Here is an 18113-nt window from a genome sequence, read left to right on the forward strand (position 1 = left end):
GTGGACAAGATGTTCGACTTCGCCCTGACCGGTGAACTCCTCGGTCTCGACTTCGTTCAGACGGCGTTGCTCGCCGCCGCCGTCCTCGGCCTGGTCGCCGGGGTGCTCGGCCCGCTGGTCGTCATGCGGCGGATGTCGTTCGCCGTGCACGGCACCGCCGAACTGGCCTTCACCGGCGCGGCGGGCGCGCTGCTGCTGGGCGTCGGCGTCGAACTCGGCGGCCTCGCGGGCGCCGTCATCGCCGCCCTGCTGATCGGGCTCCTCGGCGGCCGCGAGTCCGAACGCGACTCCGTGATCGGCGTGATCCTCGCCTTCGGCCTCGGCATGGGCGTCCTGCTGCTGTCGTTCTACGAAGGCCGCAGCGCCAACAAGTTCGGCATCCTGGTCGGGCAGATCATCACCATCGACTCGACCAACCTGAACCTGCTCGTCGGCGCCTCGGTCGTCGTGCTGGTGGTGCTCGCGGTGATCTACCGGCCGCTCCTGTTCGCCACGGTCGACCCGGCGGTCGCGACGGCGCGCGGCGTGCCGGTGCGGCTGCTTTCGCTGATCTTCGCGGTGCTGGTCGGGATTTCGAGCGCGCTCGGGGTGCAGATCGTCGGCGCCCTGCTGGTGGTGTCGCTGATGGTGACCCCGGCCGCGGCGGCCGCGCGGGTCACGGCGAGTCCGTGGAAGGCGACCGTGCTGTCGATCGTGTTCGCGGAGATCGCCGCGCTCGGCGGGATCATCCTCTCGCTCGCGCCGGGGAAGCCGGTGAGCGCGTTCGTCACGACGATCTCGTTCGTGATCTACCTCGTCTGCCGTCTCATCGCGTGGCTGCGCGGCCGGAGCTCACGGGTCCGCGTCGAGCCGACGGCTACGGCGCAGCCCGCCCTGCGCTAGCGGATCGCGTTTAGCCCGCTGAACGCAGGTCAGTGGAGCATCAGGAGGACCTGCAGCTCACCGACCAGGAACCCGATGAGCCCGCCCACCGCGATGAGCTTCCACTCGTCCTGCCGGAACGCGGGCCTCAGCAGCCCCTCGAACTCCAGCGGCGTCAGCCCGAGCATCCGCCGCTCGACGATCTTCGCGACGTCCATCGCCTCGGTCAGGTAGCCCTCGGCGTGCCGGATCGTCGGCGGCAGCCGCTCCAGCGCCTTCCGCGCGGCCGCCTGTTTGATCTCGTTCAGCCGCTGTCCGCCGACGGCCATCGCGACCATCGGTTTCGCGACGCTCGCCTGCTCGTCGACGGCCCGCGCCACGAGCCGCTCGACCAGCGCGTACAGCCGGTCCGACCGCGGCCCGCGCAGGACGGCGTCGAGCAGGTTCGGCACGGTGAGGATCTCGTTCGCGATCATCTCGCCGTACTGGTGCGCGACGTCGGCCCGCCGCCGCTGGAACTTGCCCTGCAGGATCACCCTGCCGACCCGCACCGGCTCGCGCGGCACGAAGATCAGCTTGATCGCGAGCCAGTCGGTGAACAGCCCGATGCAGCCGCCGAAGATCGGCAGCACCCACGGTTCCTTCGTCGCCGCCCAGACGATCGCCTGCACGATGCCGAGCCCGAAGCCGAAGTAGATCCCCGTGCGCGCGATGAACGCCATCTCCGGCCGCGACGTCTCGCGGATCAGCCGGACGAGCAGCTTCTTGTCCCTGGTGAGCCGCTGCACGGTCATGTGCTGGAAGTCGAGCACCTCGTCGAGGTTCTCGGTCAGCTCCGTCATGAACTCGCGCACCAGCCGCGGCGTCGACGCCTGGACCTGCTTGATCAGCAGCTCCTGCGCCATCGTCGGCATGACCTCCCAGAGCCGGGGATGGTGCTTTTCGAGCACTTCGCGGGCGACCTCGTCCACGGCACGCAGCAGCGGCTGCTCGATCTCGCGCGTGATGATCGCCGGATCGATCCGCCGGAAGACCTCCTTGACGTCCAGCAGATTCGACGTCAGCAGCTCGGTCGCGACGGCGGCCATCCGCCCGCCGTGTTTGGGCACCACGCCCTGCCAGCCGAGGAACGGTTTGATCCCGACGAACTCGAGCGGTTTGAACATCATCTCGATGGCGACGCGTTTGGTGACGTAGCCGATCAGCGCGGCGACGAACGGGATCGCGGCGTACAGCCACCAGTGGCGGGCGAGGTCGTCCAGGACGGCGTCCACACGACCTCCTCGCTTCGCTCAGGGAAGGAGGAAACGGTAGCGGGTGGCCGTCAGTGGAGCAGCAGAAGCACCTGAAGTTCACCGACAAGGCCCCCGATCACCGCGCCGACGGCGATCAGTTTCCACTCGTCCTGCCGGAACGCCGGGCGCAGCAGCTGCTCGAATTCGAGCGGGTTCAGCCGCCGCATTCTGTCCACAATGGTGTTCCGGACGTCGAGCGCGTTGACCGCGTAGCTCTCGGCGTGGCGGATCGTCTCCGGGATCCGCGCGGCCGCCTTCGCCGCCGCCGTCTGCTTCATCTCCTGGAACCGCCTGCTCCCGACGGCCAGCGCCACGAACGGCTTGACGACGCTCGCCTGCGCGTCGATCGTCCGCTGCACCTCACGGGTGATCATCGTGAACAGCTTGTCCGACTTCGGCCCGCTCAGCACGGCTTCGAGCAGGTTGGGGATGGTGATGATCTCGCGCGCGATCATGTCGCCGTAGTCGGCGGAGACCTGGTCCTTGCGTTTCTGGAAGACGCCCTGCCAGGTGTAGAAGCCGAAGAACCGCTTCGGCTCCCGCGGCAGGAAGATCATCTTCAGGGCGATCCAGTCGGTGAACCAGCCGATGCCGATACCGAACAGCGGCAGCACGATCGGCGACTTCGTCAGCGCCCACACCAGCAACTGCACACAGCCGAGCGAGAACCCGAACACGATCCCCGACCGCGCGATGAACCGCATCTCCGGCCGCGAGATGTCGCGGATCAGCCGGTTCAGCAAGGCCTTGTCGCGCACCAGGTTCGTCACGACCATGTGCTTGAGGTCGAGCACGTCCTCGATGTTGTCCGCGATCTCGCCCATGATCTTCGTGATCGCGCGCGGCGCCTCGGCCTGCACCCGTTTGAGCAGCAGCTGCTGTGCGGTGTTCGGGAGTACTTCCCAGAGTCTGGGCTGGTACTGCTCCATCACCTCGCGCGTGACGTCCTCGACGATCCGCAGAAGAGGCTGCTCGATCTCCTTCGCCACCTGGGCCGGGTCGAGCCTGGCGAAGATCTCCTTCGGGTCGACGAGGTTGGTCGTCAGCATCTCGGTGGCGGTCGCGGCCATCCGCTCGGCGTTGGCGGGCAGCACCCCCTGCCAGCCGAGGAACGGCTTCACACCGACGAATTCCACCGGTTTGAACATCATCTCGATGGCGACGCGTTTGGTGACGTAGCCGATCAGCGCGGCGATGAACGGCATGCTGACGTACACCGGCCAGTGCTCGCCGAGATCGGCGATGACGGCGTCCACTTCCGAGCCCCTCCCGCGTCGCGCTTGAGGGGCAACCTAGCCGCCTGTCCTCAGTGGAGCAGTAGCAGGACCTGAAGTTCACCCACGAGCCCGCCGATCACCGCGCCGACCGCGATGAGCTTCCATTCGTCCTGCTGGAAGGCGGGTCGCAGGATCCCCTCGAACTCGAGCGGGGTCAGTTGCTGCATCTTCGTGACGATGGTGTTGCGGACATCGAGCGCGTCAGTGGCGTAGCTCTCCACGTGTTTCACCGTTTCGGGGAGATACGCGATCGCCTTCTCCGCCGCGGCCTTCTTCATCTCCTGGTACTGGACCCCGCCGACGGTCAGCGCCACCAAGGGTTTCGCGATGCTCGCCTGGGCGTCGATGGTGCGCTGCACCTCGCGGGTGATCATCGCGAACAGCTTGTCCGACTTGGGCCCGGTGAGCACGGCCTCCATCACGTTCCGCACGGTGAGCACCTCGTCCGCGATCAGCGCGCCGTAGTCCTTGGCGACCGCCTGGCGGCGCTTCTGGAACATGCCCTGCCAGCTGAAGAACAGGAAACGGCGCGGCTCACGCGGGTAGAAGATCATCTTCAGCGCCAGCCAGTCCGTGACGAAGCCGGTGACGAAACCGAAGATCGGCATGATCAACGGCTGCTTCGTCAGCGCCCACGCGACGAACTGGATCAGGCCGATGACGAAACCGAACCAGATGCCGGACCGGGCGATGAAGCGGAGCTCCGGGGTCGCGACCTCCTTGATCAGGCGGCAGGTCAGCGATTTGTCGCGGACCATGGCGTTGATCAGCATCTCGTTGACGTCGAGGACCTCGTCGATGTTCGTCGACACCTCGCGCATCAGCCGCGCGACGACCTTCGGCGCCTGCGCCCGGACCTGGTCGACCAGCATGCGCTGCGCCCGGGTCGGCAGCAGTTCCCACAGTCTGGGCTGGTACTGCTCCATCACCTCGCGGGTGACGTCCTCGACGGCCTTGAGGAGCGGCTCCTCGAGTTCCTTGACCACCTCTTCGGGATCGAGCCGGGAGAAGATCTCCTGCGGATCGACGAGGTTCTTGGTCAGCAGGTCGACGGCGGTGGTCGCCATCCGGCGGGAGTTGGCCGGGATGACCCCCTGCCAGCCGAGGAAGGGTTTGATCCCGACGAACTCCAGCGGCCGGAACATCATCTCGATGGCGACGCGTTTCGTGATGTACCCGATGAGTGCGGCGATGAAGGGCATCGTGGCGTAGACGTGCCAGTGCTCGCGGATGTCTTCGAGGATCGCCGAGATGTCCAACCGGGCCTCCTCTGCTTACGACCTGTCAACAATGCAGGATGCCATGTGATCGACCCGTCGCACGCCGAGTGCAGCCGTTTGGCGGTACTGCCCGACGGGTCCCTGCTCATTAAGGTGGCCGCCATGGTCGCTCCTGAGAAGACGGCGCCTCAGGCGCCCTCAGCGAAATCGCCCCAGTTCGCGGGCTCCGTGCGTGGCTATGACAAGCGTCAGGTCGACGAGCGTCTCGGCGAGCTGGCGGCCGAAATCAAGCGGGCCTCACGCAGCCGCGACGAGGCCGTGGCGACCGCCGGTGAGCTCACCAAGGCGCTCGGCCACGCCCAGAAGGAACTGGACGAGACGAAGGCCGCCCTCGTGCGGATGAGCGCGAGCCCGTCCGGCGCCGGCGCGATGGCCGAACGCGTCCGCATGATGATGCAGCTCGCCGAGGAGGAGATCGCCGACCTCAAGGCCGCCGCGGAAGCCGACGCCAAGGCGACGCGGGCCGAAGCGGACAAGTACGCCCACGAGACGCAGCGCGCGATCGACAAGGCGGCCAAGGACGCGCAGGCGGAACGCGAGAAGCTGCTCGCGGACGCCAAGGCCGAGATCGAGCGGCTGAACTCCGAGGCGGCGCAGAAGCGCAAGGAACTGGACATGGAGAGCGTCCGGGCCCGTGCCGCCGCGGACAAGAAGGCCGAGGAGACGTCGGCCGCTCGTCGCGCGGAGGCGGAGAAGGCGTCCGCGGACAAGATCGCGGAAGCCGACCGGGTGTCCGCGGCCAAACGTGCCGAAGCCGAACGTATCTCGGCGGAGAAGATCGCCAAGGCGGAGAAGTCTTCCGCGGAGGACATCGCCGCGAAGCAGGAGCAGGTCGCGGAGGCCCTCGCCGACGCGAAGACCCAGCAGACCGAGGCTCAGCAGGCTCGGAAGCTGTCGCTGGAACTCCGGTCGAAGGTCGCCGAGCGGCTTTCCGCCACGGACGTCGCCGTCCAGGAGGCCATCCGGCTGCTGTCGCCCGCTCCTGAGGCCGCCGAGGCGCCGAAGCCCAGCCCCGCCAAGTCCAACGGCCCCCGTCCTTCCTGATCTCTCATCGCTGGGCGACGGCGAACAGCTCGTCGTCGATCCAGCCCCTGGTGTGCAGCTCGGTGCAGAACCGCCGGTACGACTCGGCGAGCGCGGCGCTTTCGCGCTCGTCGGGTTCGACCAGCATTCCTCGACCGAGCCCGGCGGAAGCCTCCGTGAGCCCGCCCGGCAGGACCCCCGCCGCGGCGAGCAGCGCGGCGCCGTAACCCGTTTCGGCCTGTGGTGACACCCGCAGGCCGAGACCGGTGACGGTCGCCCGGATCCGCGTCCACAAAGGACTCTTGCTGCCGCCGCCCGCCGCCAGCAGCGGATCGGTGATCGCGACGCCGAGGCGGCGGAGGTGATCCAACGCCAGCCGTTCGAGGAAGGCGACCCCCTCCAGCCTGGCCCGGTGCAGCTCGACCTCGTCGACCTCGCCGGACACGAACCCCTCGGCTTCCGCGCTGGCGAACGGGAAACGTTCGCCCTTGCGCCGCAACGGATACGCGACGACCTTGGCCGGGCCCAGCGCGGCCGCCGCCGCGTCGAGTTCGGGAAGGCGCTCCTGCCCGGCGACGGCCTCACCGCCGGTGTTCGACGCGCCGCCCGGAAGCCACCAGCCGTCCGGATGCCGGTGGCTGTACATCGCCCCCGTCGGATCCGGCACCAGTTCTTCGGTGACTCCCTTGAGTACATAGGTCGTGCCGAGAATGCCGACGAAGCTCCCGGGGGTGACCGCCCCGGCCGCGAGCTGGCCCGCGCAGCCGTCGGTCATCCCGGCCACGACCGGGCAGCCCGCCGGGAGCCCGGCGACCGGACGGGCCACCTTCCCCAGCACGGTGGCCGGCGCGACCACCGGCGGGAGCAGGCTTCCCGGTACCCCCAAGGCATCGAAGACCTCGCCCGGCCATTCGAGGGCGAGCGGGTCGTAGCCGCTCTTCAGCGCATGCGACCAGTCGGCGGCCACCGGCCCGCCGGTGAGTTCGGCGGCGATCAGGTCCGGCGTGTGCCGGATCCCGGCGACGCCGGGGACGTGCTCGGCCAGCCAGGCGATGCGGCCGAGCGCGGCCGTGGCGGACACGCCGAAACCGAGCCGCCGCCAGCGGTCCGCGCCGAGTTCGGTGGCCTTGCGGTTGAGCTCGGCGCCACGCCTGTCGTCGTACATCAGCGCGGGCGTGACCGGCTCGCCCGAGACGTCGACCCCGACGATCGTCCCCGACGTCGCGGCGACGGCCACCGCGGCGACCTCGCCGCCCCTGCCCGGCAGCTCGCCGGTGACCTTCGCCAGCACCGTCTTCACCGCGGGCCACCAGGACCGGGCGTCCTGCTCGCTGTGCCCGCGGCCGTCGCGGACCGGTGCGGGCAGCGGCGCGGCGGCCGAAGCGAGGACGGTGCCGCCGCCGACCGCGAGGGCGCGGACCCCCGCGGTGGCGACGTCGATGCCGATCGTGACGGGTTGGTTCACGTGGTGACGACCTTCTCTCCGACTTCTTGCAAACTTTTGTCCTCTTCGATCGCCTTCGCCGTCTCCTCGGGCAATTTCAGGTAGCGCACCATGACCGCCGCGACCAGGTACAGCGCGGCGAAGACGATCACCACTCCGGCCGCGCCCAGCGGGCCGAGGAACAGGCTGACGATCGCCGGCCCGACGAACGCCGCCGCGCCCGCGCCCAGGTTCAGCAGCGCCATCGCACCGCCCTTGTTCTCCGGGGCGAGGGAGGGGAGCAGCGCCGAGATCGGCACGAACCCGGCGAGCGTGGCGCCGTACAGCGCGCCGACGAGCAGCGCGAGCCAGTAGTACTCGGCGCCCATGGCGATCGGGACGAAGTACAGCAACAGGATCGAGATCGCGCAGCCGATCGCGCCGAACCAGAAGATGGTGGTGCGCCAGCCGATCCGGTCGCTCAGCACCCCGAAGATCAGGTTGAAGAAGATGTTCGTGCCGTAGATGACCGAGACCAGGAGCAGCCAGCGGCTCTCCCCGAACCCGATGTCCTCGATGAAGATCGTCGGGAAGAACACCAGCATCCCGAACTCGGGCGCGGTGTTGATGACGCGGACGAGCATCCCGACGCCGACGCGGGGCTTCTTCCACGCGATCGACACGCTGGACACCAGGCTCTGCACCGGTTTCACGTCCGGCGGCGCGAGCCGCGTGTACCCCGTCCGCTGCCGGACCCCGAAGATCGCCAGCAAGCCGCCGAGCGCCAGCAGCGCCACCGACAACCAGAGCGTGCCGTACTGGCCCAGCACCGGGTTCGTGAAGCTCGCGACCAGCGCGCCCAGCGTCGGCAACCCGCCGGTGAACGCGAAGTAGAACCAGCCGACGGCGGCGCCGAGCCTCGCGACCGGCGCCACCGCGGTGATCCAGACCAGGAAACCGAACGCGAACATCGGATAGCCGAACCCGCGGAGACCGTAGAACACCAGCATCAACGGGTAGTTCTCGCCCGACACCGCGACCGCGAGGAACAGCACGTCGAACACCAGCCAGACGGCCAGGCCGATCATCATCACGCGCCGCGGCCCCCACAGGTCCGACAGCGCGCCCGACAACCACGACGCCAGCATCACGGCGACGCCGTACACGGTGATCACGTACGAGGCCTTGATCTCGGTGCCCGCGCCGTTGTCCGCCATGAACGGCGCGATGAAGCCCGACTCGACCCCGTCGCCGATCATGAACAGCAGCAGCCCGGCGTAGCCGAGGAACAGCGGGGCGGGCAGGCCCCAACGGTTCAGTACGCGGGCGAACCCGCTCCCGGATCGCGATAACGTCGGTGTCATCTGGTTCATGCACGCCTCCATGACGTCGTGTTCAGCGTATCATGGATCGTGTTAACTTAACTTTCAAGATGTTACGTCGGTGGATTTTCGTGTTAGCCTCGCGCGCCCGGGTGGGTTGGGGCCTTCATGTCCCTCCAGTCACGCTTGTCGTCCGCCGGATCACGCGTGTCGTCCGGTCGGTCACGCGAAACGCCGGCATCGGTACGACCACGCTGGTGGGGCAGCCACCGCAGTTCTCCTCTTGTGAACTACGTGAAGGCCCCCTTCCTTGCGCCAGGCGCAAGGAAGGGGGCCCTCACGTACTCCGGGGGGTGTGAAGGTCGAGTTTCCTCGGCTGAGCCGAGGGAAGGGGGCCTTCACGCGCCATCGCCGCGACTGGTGGGGCTACATAGGCGTGGTTCCGAGCCCGTGAAGGCGTCTTGGCGGATTCGTCTTTGTTCACCTACCGGTTTGGTCGGTGGTCGAGTGTCCCCAATGTGGCATTGGGGACACCGAATGAGCAGTCCTTGCCCCGGGGAACAACAGGATCGATGAACCTCGTCAACTGCGTCCTGTGCTGTCTCGGCGCCGGATGGAGCCGCGACTCTGGGCAAAGTTGGCAGACGGACCGCAGACCCGCCCCCGCTGAGCCTCAGAGCTCCGCGATGTCCACTTCCACCTGGCTCCGCATCTCCTCGGCCAGGTGCTCTTCCACCCCGTCGTCGACGATCAGCACGTCGAAGTCGCTCAACGGCGCCAGCCGGTGCAGCGCCGCGCGTTCGGTCTTGCTGTGGTCCATCAGCAGCACCTTCGTTCGGGCGCTGGCCAGCATCGCGCGTTTCAGCATCACGATCTCCGGCTCCTGGTGGAACGTCATCCGCGTGTTCATCGCCGAGGTGGAGACGAAGGTCGCGTCGACGTTGATCCGCTCGATCGCCTCGAGGCTCTGCATGCCGAGGAACGAGTCGTGGGTCGCCGAGTAGTCGCCGCCGATGCAGATGAGCCGCAGGTCGGGGACGCCTTTGAGCAGTTCGATGGCGCCGAGGTAGTTCGTCGCGACGGTCAGCGGGGTGACCCGGTGCAGCATCTTCGCCAGCGCGAGGGCGCTCGTGGAGTCGTCGAGCAGGATCGACATCCCCGGTTCGACGCGGGCGAGCGCGTGCGCGGCGATGGCCATCTTCTCTTCCGAATGCACGTTCATCCGGTAGTCGGCGTTGCTTTCGAAGACCGTCGACGGCATGGCCGACACGCCACCCCGGTACTTCCGGAGCAGGCCGCGGCGGGCCAGTTCGTCGACGTCGCGGTGCACCGTCATGGTGCTGACGCCGGTGAGTTCCACCAGTTCGGTGATGCTTGAGGAGCCGGCCTTGAAGACGTATTCGGTGATCAGCTGCTGACGCGTGTTACGAGAGTGTGCGCTCGCACCGGCCGTCTTCTCATCGCTCATACCGTTCAGTATCGCGTGTGCGCCGGCTGGTTGAGGCGCAGCAGGCCGGTGCGCGTGCCGTCGATCGCGATCTCGGTGACGGCCGCGTTGTCCAGCCGCGGGAACACGGTGCGGTAGGTCTCGAGCGGGATGCCGAGCAGCGCGCAGAGGGTCAGCCTGATCAGCGTGTTGTGCGCGACGACCAGCACCGTCTCGTCCGGGACCTCGGCGGCGATCCCGCGCAACGCCTCGGCTCCGCGGGCGGCTGCTTCCTTCGGGGGCTCCGAGCCGGGGAAGGCGCCGGTCACGGGATCGGCGAGAAACCGTGCGACCGCATCGGGATCCGTCGCCGCGAGTTCGTCCCGGGTGCGCCCTTCCATCAGTCCGAAGTGGACTTCGCGCAGTCCGTCGACCACTCGCAACGGCAGGCCGAGCGCCTCGGCCGAAGGTTCCGCCGTGCGACGAGCCCGGCTCTGCGGCGAGCAGAACACCGCCGACGGCTTGACCGCCGCGGCGAAGACGGCGAGTTCGTCCGCCTGGCGCAGCCCTTCCTCGGTCAGCGCGACGTCGCTGCTGCCCGCGTACCGGTTCTCGGCGTGCCATTCGGTCTGGCCGTGCCGTGCCAATAACAACCGTGCGACCACGGGATCCCTCCTCGGGGCTTGTCCAGATCACATCATCGATGTTAATTTAACAGCATCGATGTGAAAGGAGATGCCGGATGGCACTCGCCGCGGTGGTGTTCGACCTGGACGGTGTCCTCGTCGACAGTGAACACCTTTGGGAGGAGAACTGGGTGGCGTACGCCGCCCGGCACCACACCGAATGGACGGCTGAGGACACCGCGTCCGTGCAGGGGATGAGCGCGCCCGAATGGGCCGCGTACCTCGCGAAGCGGTCCGGCACCCCGGAAAGCGCGGCCGAGGTCGAGCGCGCCGTGGTGGACGGCATGATCGCCGCGATCGAGGCGGGCGAGGCGCCCTTGCTGCCGGGCGCCGGTGAGATGGTCCGCGAAGTGAGCGCGAAGGTGCCGGTCGCGCTGGCGTCGTCGGCCGCCCGCCGGGTGATCGACGCGGTACTCGGCAAGCACGGGCTCACCGGTGAGTTCTCCGCGACCGTCTCCAGCGCCGAGGTCGCCAGGGGCAAGCCGAGCCCGGACGTCTACCTCGAAGCCGCGGCCAGGCTGGGCCGGTCCGGCGAGGAATGCCTGGGCGTCGAAGACTCCAGCAACGGCATCCGTGCCGCCGCCGCGGCCGGGCTCACCGTGATCGCGTTGCCGAATCCGGTGTACCCGCCGAAGCCGGACGCGCTGGAGCTGGCCGCCGAGGTCGCGGAGAACAACGACGACGTGCGCCGCAAGCTGCTCGCGTACCTGTCCGGTGAACTCGCGGAAGCGAGCGGACGATGACCGTCCTGGGTGCCGCGGAGACGTTCAAACGCGACTGGCTGGACGGGTTCGTCACCGCCTACGGGCGTTCGGTGCGCAAGGTGCCCGATGCCTACGGCGTGCTGCGCCGGGAGGAGTCCGCGCCCAAGGTCGCGGTGGTGATCGGCGGCGGCTGCGGCCACTACCCCGCGTTCGCCGGGCTGGTCGGCCCCGGCCTCGCCGACGGCGCCGTGGTGGGCGACGTGTTCACGAGTCCGAGCGCCGAGCAGGTCTATCGCACGGCGCGGGCCGCGGAGAGCGGCGCCGGCGTGCTCTTCGGTTACGGCAACTATCAGGGCGACGTGCTGCATTTCGGGCTCGCCGCGCGCAGGCTGGCCGCGGAGGGCGTCGAAAGCCGGACGATCCTGGTCACCGACGACATCGCCAGCGGTCCCGCCGACGCGCCGGAAAGGCGCCGCGGTGTCGCGGGCGACTTCCTGGTCTTCAAGATCGCGGGCGCCGCCGCCGAACGCGGTGACGATCTGGCCGCCGTGCACGCGGTGGCGGAGAAGGCGAACGCGAACACCCGGACCTTCGGCGTCGCGTTCGGCGGCTGCACCCTGCCCGGTGCTTCCGCGCCGCTGTTCACCGTCGGCGAGAGCGAGATGGAACTCGGGCTCGGCATCCACGGCGAGCCCGGCGTGCGCACGGTCGGCAGGCTGAGCGCCCGGGAGCTGGCCGACGAACTGGTCGACGGCCTCCTCCCGGAGCTGCCCTCCGGTGACGGCCGGGTGGTGGTCCTGCTGAACGGGCTGGGCCGCACCAAGTACGAGGAGATGTTCGCGACCTACACCCGCGTGCACGAACGGCTCGCCGCGGCGGGGCTCAGCCCGCTGCACACCGAGGTCGGCGAATTCGTCACGTCGCTCGACATGGCCGGTGTCTCGCTGTCGATCCTGGTGCTCGACGACGAACTCGCCGAGCTCTACGCGGCTCCTTGCGACACCCCGGGCTACCGGAGCACCGGTGCCGCGCTGGCACAGGTCCCGCTGGAGTCCACAGTGGACTCGCTGCTGACCGGGACCGCGCCGGGCAAGGGCATCGTGGACCGCGCGTTGACGGCGGCCCTCCACGACATCGAGGCCAACGAAGCCGAACTCGGCAGGTTGGACGCGGTCGCGGCGGACGGCGACCACGGTCTGGGCATGACCAGGGGGATGCGGGCCGCGGTGGCCGCCGCACGGCGCGACGAAGACTCCCTCTCCAGTGCGCTCCTGGCCGCTGGGACGGCGTTCGCCGACGCGGCGGGCGGGGCGTCCGGCGCGCTGTACGGGGTCCTGCTCGCCGAGACCGGCGCGGGGCTCCGGGGCCGATCCGCGGGCGAGGTCACCACGGTGGCCCTCGCGGACGCCGTCGACGGGGCCGTGGCGGCGTTCGTCGAACTGGGCAAGGCCGAGCCCGGCGAGAAGACCATGCTCGACGCCATCGAGCCGTTCAGGCTGGCGTTGCGCGAACAGGCCGAAGCGGGCGCCGACGTCCCGCAGGCCTGGCAGAAGGCGGCCCAGGTCGCGGTGAGCGCGGCCGAGGCCACGGCGGACCTGCTGCCCGCCAAGGGACGGGCGGCGCGGTTGGCGGAGCGGAGCAAAGGGCACCCCGATCCCGGGGCCACTTCGTTCGCGCTGCTCGTCACCGCGGTCGGCCAGGCGCTGGGAAAGGAAGACTGAATGCGGATCGTGGTGGCGGCGGACAACGCCGGGGTCGCTCTCAAAGACCAGTTGCGTGACCTGCTCCTCGCCGATGACCGGGTGGACGAGGTCACCGACCTCGGCGTGGCCGATGGCGCCGACGACAAGGCGTACCCGCTGCTCGGCCTCGCGGCGGCGGAGACGATCGCGCGAGGCGAGGCGGATCGCGGCGTGCTGGTCTGCGGGACCGGGATCGGCATGGCGATTTCGGCGAACAAGGTGCCCGGGGTGCGGGCCACGGTCGCGCACGACTCGTACTCGGCCGAGCGTTCGGTCAAGTCGAACGACTGCCAGGTGATCACCTTCGGCGCCCGGGCGATCGGCCCAGAGCTGGCGAAGAAGATCGTCGCCGAATGGGTCGGCTACCGCTTCGACCCGGCCTCCGCCAGCGCGAGCAAGGTCGCGCACATCACCGAATACGAACAAGCGCTGAGTACCTGATCTCAGCTCCGCCAACAATCATTGAGAACTGCCCATCAAGGGCACGGAGAGAGGACGCAGAGTTGCGGATACTCGCTGCGGGAGACCATTTCGTCGGCACCGGCCTGCTGGCCGACGCCGTCCGTGCCGAGATCGGCGCCGGGCACGAGTTCTCGGAGCTGACCCTGCTGTGGCCGGTGGAGCCGTTCGGCCCGGTCGCGAACGTGCACGAAGCGAGCGGCACCGAGGAACAGGTGATCGAGGCGCTGGCGGGAGCCGAGGTCGCGGTGACCCAGATGGCGCCCTTCACCAAGCAGGTGTTCGCCGCCGCGCCGGGGCTCAAGCTCGTCTCGGTCTGCCGGGGAGGCCCGGTCAACGTGGACCTCGCGGCGGCCACCGAGGCGGGTGTCGCGGTGACGTACGCGCCCGGCCGGAACGCCGGCGCCGCCGCCGAATTCGCGGTGGGGATGATCCTGGCCGCGATGCGCCGGATCTCGACGTCCTCGGCCGAACTGCTGGGCGGCACCTGGCGCGGTGACTACTACGCCTACGACCAGACCGGTCTCGAACTCGACGGGACCACCGTCGGCCTGGTCGGATACGGCGCGATCGGCGCGCGGGTGGCCAAGGTGCTCGTGGCGTTCGGCGCGAAGGTACTGGTCTCGGACCCGTTCGCCGACCCGGCCAAGATCGCCGCCGACGGCGCGGAGCTCGTCGAGCTGGATGATCTGCTGCGCCGCAGTTTCGTGGTGAGCCTGCACGCCCGGCTCACCGAGGAGACCCGGCACCTGATCGACGCCGCCAAACTCGCGCTGCTGCCGAAGGGTGCGGTACTGGTCAACACGGCGCGGGGCGGCCTGCTGGACTACTCCCCGCTGCCGGAAGCCCTGCGTTCGGGACGGCTCGGCGCGCTCGCTCTCGACGTGTACGACGTCGAGCCTCCGCCCGCGGACTGGGCTCTGCGGGACGCGCCGAACGTGATCGCGACCCCGCATCTCGCCGGAGCCAGCAGGCAGACTGCGGAGCGGGCGGCGCACATCGTCGCCGCCGAGGTCGGCCGGTACGTCCGCGGGGAGGCACTCGCGAATCTGGCGAACCCCGAGGTCCTGCGGCCATGATCATCGGCGTCGACATCGGCACGTCACTGACGAAGGCGGTCGTCTTCGACAAGACCGGGATGTCCGTGGCGAGCGCGTGCACCACGTCCGAGGTGCACCACCTGCCGGGCGGGCTGGTCGAACAGGATCTCGACCAGGTGCTCGGCACCGTGGCGACGGTGGTGCGCGAGGTCGCCGCCGGTCTCGACGGTCCGGTCACCGCGTTGGCCCTCACCGGGCAGGGCGACGGGCTGTGGCTGCGCGACGAGAGCGGCGAAGCCGTGCGCCCGGCGATCTCCTGGCTCGACGGCCGGGCGAACTCCCTGCTCGCCAAATGGCAGGCCGGCGGGGTGACCAGGGAAGTGTTCCGCCGCACCGCGTCGGGAATGTTCCCGGGCTGCGCCGCGGCGATTATCTCCTTTTTGGACACTCATGAACCGGAGTCGCTGGACAGGGCGGCGGTGGCGGGCTACTGCGTCGACGCGGTACTTCAGCGGCTGACCGGCGAGATCACCGTCGACGCGTCGGATGCTTCGCTGCCGTTCCTCGATCCGGCAACCCGCCGCTACGACGAAGACGCCATCGCGGCCGTCGGGCTCTCCCATCGCCGGAGCCTGTTCGTGGAGCCCGCGGCGCCGAAGACCGTCTTCCGCCTGGACGAGCGCGGAGCCGCGCTGCTCGGCCTTCCCGTCGGGCTGCCGGTCACCGCGGGGCCGTTCGACCTGCCCGCGAGTGCCATCGGCGCCGGTGTGCGACGCCCGGGCGACGGCATCCTCACGGCGGGAACCACCCTCGCGTGCCAGGTCCTGACGGACTCGGCGGAGTTCGATCCGGACGGCGAGCCGGCGGGCATGTTCCTTTGCACGCCGGAAGAAGGTGAGTTCCTGCGGGCGATGCCCGCGATGGTCGGCACCGCCGGCATCGACTGGGTGTGCCGCCTGTTCGGCATCGCGGTCGAGGAGATCGGCCCGCTGCTCGACGCGAGCATGCCGGGCGCGGGCGGTGTACGCGCGCTGCCGTTCCTCTCCGCGTCGGGTGAGCGAGCGCCGTTCGTCGACGCTTCGGCGAGGGCGCAGTTCTCCGGGCTGAGCCTGGAGAGCGAACGCGGCGACATCGTCCGGGCGCTGTGCGAGTCGATCGCTTACGCGGCAAGGCATTGCTTCGACGCCGCCGGGCTCACCGGCACGTTGTACGCCTGCGGGGGCGGGGTCCGCTCGCTCGAATGGACCCGCATCTTCGCTGACGTTCTCGGCCGGCCCATCGTGATCCCCGGCGATCCCGGGGTCGGTGCGCGGGGAGCGGTGATCGTCGCGGCGGACGCCCTCGGCGAACCCGTCGACCGGGAGCTCTGGGCGGAAAGCGCACGTGTCGTCGAGGTCCGGCCCGGGAACGTAGAGTTCTACGAGCAGGGCTACGCCGATTATCAGGCCTCACTGGCCGCGGCCCGCGGACTCTGGAGGTTGTGACGGTGATCCTGGCCAAAGAACGCTTGGCGGTCTGCGAATTCGCCCGGCGGATGACCGCCGACGGGCTCGTGGTCGGCACCTCCGGCAACGTGTCCGCGCGGCAGGGCGACCTGATCGCGGTGACCCCGACAGGAGTCGACTACGCCGCGCTGCGGCCGGAGGACGTCCCGGTCGTCGGCCTCGACGGGGAAACCGTCGAAGGCTCGCTCAAGCCGACGAGCGAACTCCCGATGCACCTCACCGTGTACCGGCAGGCGGTGGATCCCGACGGCAAACCGGTCTCCGCCGTGGTGCACACGCATTCCGTGCACGCCACGGCGGTCTCCACCCTGGTCACCGAGGTCCCGCCGATCCACTACATGCTCGCCGCGATCGGCCCGACAGCCCGCGTCGCGGCCTACGCGACGTACGGCACCGAAGAGCTCGCCAAAGTGATGCTGGAAGCCCTGGAGGGCCGCCGCGGCTGCCTGCTGGCGAACCACGGCACCATCACCTTCGGCGACAGCCTCGCCTCCGCGTACAGCCGGGCGCAGCAGCTGGAGTGGGTCTGCCAGGTGTGGCTGACGGCCCGGGCGGCGGGAACGCCGAACCTGCTCCCGCCCGCCGAAATCGAGCACGTCGTGGAGAAACTCCGCGGCTACGGCCAGCGCTGACGACACTAGGAAGCGGCGGGCTCGGCCTCGAAGTCCGTGGCGTCCACGGCGTGCACCGCGTCGAGCAGCTCGACGACCGTCGGATCGTCGACGGCTTCCTTGATGCACTGCCACAACTGAAGATTCGCCAGTGCCCAGCGGGAGTAGTTCTCCGCCGCCTTGGGGTTGTAGAAGTAGTAACCGCTGTCGTGGACGTCGCATTGTTCGCCGACGATCTTGTGCGCCAGCTCGCGGAGGCTCAACCCGTTCTCCCGCAGATAACGGTGGGCGAGGACGACGGGCGTCACCGGCAGCGCCTTGAACAGCGTGTCGGCGTCGCTCAGTGCTTGAGCCTCGAGCGAGATGTGCCGGCCTCTGGTGGCCATCTCGGCTTCGTCGATGATGTCGTCGATCCACCGGGCCACGGTCTCCTCGACACCGCATTCCCGCAGGATGTCCATCCGGAGGTCTCGTCCGGCGGCCGCGGGGGAGTTCCGGTGCACGATGTAGTTCACATCGTGCACCAGCGCCGCCACCTCGACGACGGCGCGATCCGCGCCGTTGTGGTCGGCGAACCCCGCGGCCTTGGCCCGGACGAAACTCACGTGGTGCCAGCCGTGGAACTGCAGTTTGTCCGCATAACGCCAGCACAGTCGCCGGACATGGTGATCGACGGCTTCGATGGTCTGGGAAGGAATCGTGCTCTTTCGCGCGCGCATACACCTCTCCGATCCCGTTTACAGACGGGTGGAGTAATGGTATGCGCGTTCGACGGCAGTGTGTAGTTAGATGCGGCTTGCCAGGTCCCCCAATCGGACCTCGACCGGAACGTGACGATGTCCGATCCCGGTCTTCGGGTCATAGGAAAGACTGAATTCGCTTACGGGACGTGACTTCACCAGAAATGTCATGGTCCCTTCGGTGGCTTCGGGAATCCGATGGAACTCGTCCGCGTACATGACGCCCGCCGAACCCGTCTGGCACAGCGTGCTCCGTCGTAATCGAACCGATGTGATCAATCCGGAAAGTTGATCTCGCAGGGTCGAATAGCGCTCGTGGACGTAGTTGCCACGGAGGATCGTGGTGCAGAAGTGATACCTGTGGTTGTGGATCGAATCGGCGTACCCCTCACGCCAGTCCGACGGCGCCTTGTACTCGTGAAGCCAGATCGAAAACGGGTCCGTCGGGCAATCGAGCAGGCACCAGGCGAAATGGGTGGTGGTCTCCCGGGACCGCTCGAGGACCGCGCTCGCCTCGTCCGGGCTCAGCGAATCCAAATGCCGCCGGAGGTCGTCGCGCAGCGCTGGTCTCGACGTCCAGTCGCGGAAGATCCCGTCGACGATCTGCCAGTGCTGCGTCAGCGGTAGGTCCGTGGTCCGGAGCAGCGTGGAGAGCTGGGTGAGGGGGGACAAGCGAGTGAGCAACTTCAGCTCCTCAAATCTAGTGCCGTGCGACGCCG

At 68.8% G+C, this 18113-nt stretch carries 17 protein-coding genes; 8 read left to right on the plus strand and 9 right to left on the minus strand.

Features of this window, described 5'->3' with window-relative positions; genetic code table 11:
* Positions 1–882, plus strand: a complete 882-nt coding sequence (locus DMH01_RS37950) for a metal ABC transporter permease (RefSeq protein WP_125683565.1) — start codon at positions 1–3, stop codon at positions 880–882.
* 29 nt (positions 883–911) lie between these two features.
* On the opposite strand, the gene DMH01_RS37955 is transcribed toward DMH01_RS37950, so the two are convergent.
* Genes DMH01_RS37955 through DMH01_RS37965 form a run of 3 tightly spaced genes read right to left on the minus strand, consistent with a single transcriptional unit; the run spans position 912 to position 4692 of the window.
* The gene (locus tag DMH01_RS37955; protein ID WP_125683568.1) at positions 912–2135 is read right to left on the minus strand and encodes a DUF445 domain-containing protein; all 1224 of its coding nucleotides are present in this window, start codon (positions 2133–2135) and stop codon (positions 912–914) included.
* 50 nt (positions 2136–2185) lie between these two features.
* The gene (locus DMH01_RS37960; protein ID WP_125683570.1) at positions 2186–3412 is read right to left on the minus strand and encodes a DUF445 domain-containing protein; all 1227 of its coding nucleotides are present in this window, start codon (positions 3410–3412) and stop codon (positions 2186–2188) included.
* Between the two features lie 50 nt (positions 3413–3462).
* A complete protein-coding gene (locus DMH01_RS37965) occupies positions 3463–4692 on the minus strand; it encodes a DUF445 domain-containing protein (protein WP_125683573.1) in 1230 nt (409 codons plus the stop codon).
* A gap of 123 nt (positions 4693–4815) precedes the next feature.
* On the opposite strand from DMH01_RS37965, the gene DMH01_RS37970 reads away from it, so the two are divergent.
* Positions 4816–5757 carry a hypothetical protein gene (locus DMH01_RS37970; protein ID WP_125683575.1) on the plus strand — a complete coding sequence of 314 codons (942 nt, stop codon included), beginning with the start codon at positions 4816–4818 and terminating at the stop codon, positions 5755–5757.
* A gap of 4 nt (positions 5758–5761) precedes the next feature.
* On the opposite strand, the gene DMH01_RS37975 is transcribed toward DMH01_RS37970, so the two are convergent.
* From DMH01_RS37975 to DMH01_RS37990, 4 genes are all read right to left on the minus strand, one after another.
* Complete coding sequence (locus DMH01_RS37975) at positions 5762–7201, minus strand: FGGY-family carbohydrate kinase (protein ID WP_125683577.1); 1440 nt, start codon at positions 7199–7201, stop codon at positions 5762–5764.
* Positions 7198–8532: an MFS transporter gene (locus tag DMH01_RS37980; RefSeq protein ID WP_125683579.1), complete on the minus strand. Its 1335-nt coding sequence runs from the start codon at positions 8530–8532 to the stop codon at positions 7198–7200. Before DMH01_RS37980 ends, DMH01_RS37975 begins: the two co-directional genes overlap by 4 nt.
* Before the next feature lie 622 nt (positions 8533–9154).
* Entirely contained in the window at positions 9155–9949 is a 795-nt protein-coding gene (locus DMH01_RS37985) for a DeoR/GlpR family DNA-binding transcription regulator (RefSeq protein ID WP_125683581.1), read from the minus strand.
* Between the two features lie 5 nt (positions 9950–9954).
* A complete protein-coding gene (locus DMH01_RS37990; RefSeq protein ID WP_125683583.1) occupies positions 9955–10572 on the minus strand; it encodes a histidine phosphatase family protein in 618 nt (205 codons plus the stop codon).
* A gap of 77 nt (positions 10573–10649) precedes the next feature.
* Here DMH01_RS37990 and DMH01_RS37995 point away from each other — a divergent pair, with 77 nt between their 5' ends.
* The 6 genes from DMH01_RS37995 to DMH01_RS38020 all read left to right on the plus strand — a co-directional run bounded on the left by DMH01_RS37995 (position 10650) and on the right by DMH01_RS38020 (position 16675).
* A complete protein-coding gene (locus tag DMH01_RS37995) occupies positions 10650–11336 on the plus strand; it encodes an HAD family phosphatase (RefSeq protein ID WP_125683585.1) in 687 nt (228 codons plus the stop codon).
* Positions 11333–13018 (plus strand): dihydroxyacetone kinase family protein, encoded by a 1686-nt coding sequence (locus DMH01_RS38000; RefSeq protein ID WP_125683587.1) that lies wholly within the window; start codon positions 11333–11335, stop codon positions 13016–13018. The genes DMH01_RS37995 and DMH01_RS38000 overlap by 4 nt, the downstream gene beginning before the upstream one ends.
* Positions 13019–13480 carry a ribose-5-phosphate isomerase gene (locus DMH01_RS38005; protein WP_125683589.1) on the plus strand — a complete coding sequence of 154 codons (462 nt, stop codon included), beginning with the start codon at positions 13019–13021 and terminating at the stop codon, positions 13478–13480.
* A 62-nt stretch (positions 13481–13542) separates the two neighbouring features.
* Positions 13543–14577, plus strand: coding sequence for a 2-hydroxyacid dehydrogenase (locus DMH01_RS38010; protein WP_125683591.1), 1035 nt, complete (start codon positions 13543–13545; stop codon positions 14575–14577).
* Positions 14574–16022, plus strand: coding sequence for an FGGY-family carbohydrate kinase (locus DMH01_RS38015; RefSeq protein ID WP_125683593.1), 1449 nt, complete (start codon positions 14574–14576; stop codon positions 16020–16022). The genes DMH01_RS38010 and DMH01_RS38015 overlap by 4 nt, the downstream gene beginning before the upstream one ends.
* A gap of 2 nt (positions 16023–16024) precedes the next feature.
* Positions 16025–16675 carry a class II aldolase/adducin family protein gene (locus DMH01_RS38020; RefSeq protein ID WP_125683596.1) on the plus strand — a complete coding sequence of 217 codons (651 nt, stop codon included), beginning with the start codon at positions 16025–16027 and terminating at the stop codon, positions 16673–16675.
* Between the two features lie 5 nt (positions 16676–16680).
* Here the strand turns inward: DMH01_RS38020 and DMH01_RS38025 are convergent, their stop codons facing one another.
* Both DMH01_RS38025 and DMH01_RS38030 read right to left on the minus strand, forming a co-directional pair.
* On the minus strand, positions 16681–17373 hold the full coding sequence (locus DMH01_RS38025; protein WP_125683598.1) for an HD domain-containing protein: 693 nt from the start codon (positions 17371–17373) through the stop codon (positions 16681–16683).
* Between the two features lie 66 nt (positions 17374–17439).
* A complete protein-coding gene (locus DMH01_RS38030; protein WP_125683600.1) occupies positions 17440–18078 on the minus strand; it encodes a hypothetical protein in 639 nt (212 codons plus the stop codon).
* Positions 18079–18113 lie beyond the last annotated feature (35 nt).

Origin of the sequence: Amycolatopsis sp. WAC 04182 (assembly GCF_003947465.1) — a bacterium.
Taxonomy (GTDB): domain Bacteria; phylum Actinomycetota; class Actinomycetes; order Mycobacteriales; family Pseudonocardiaceae; genus Amycolatopsis.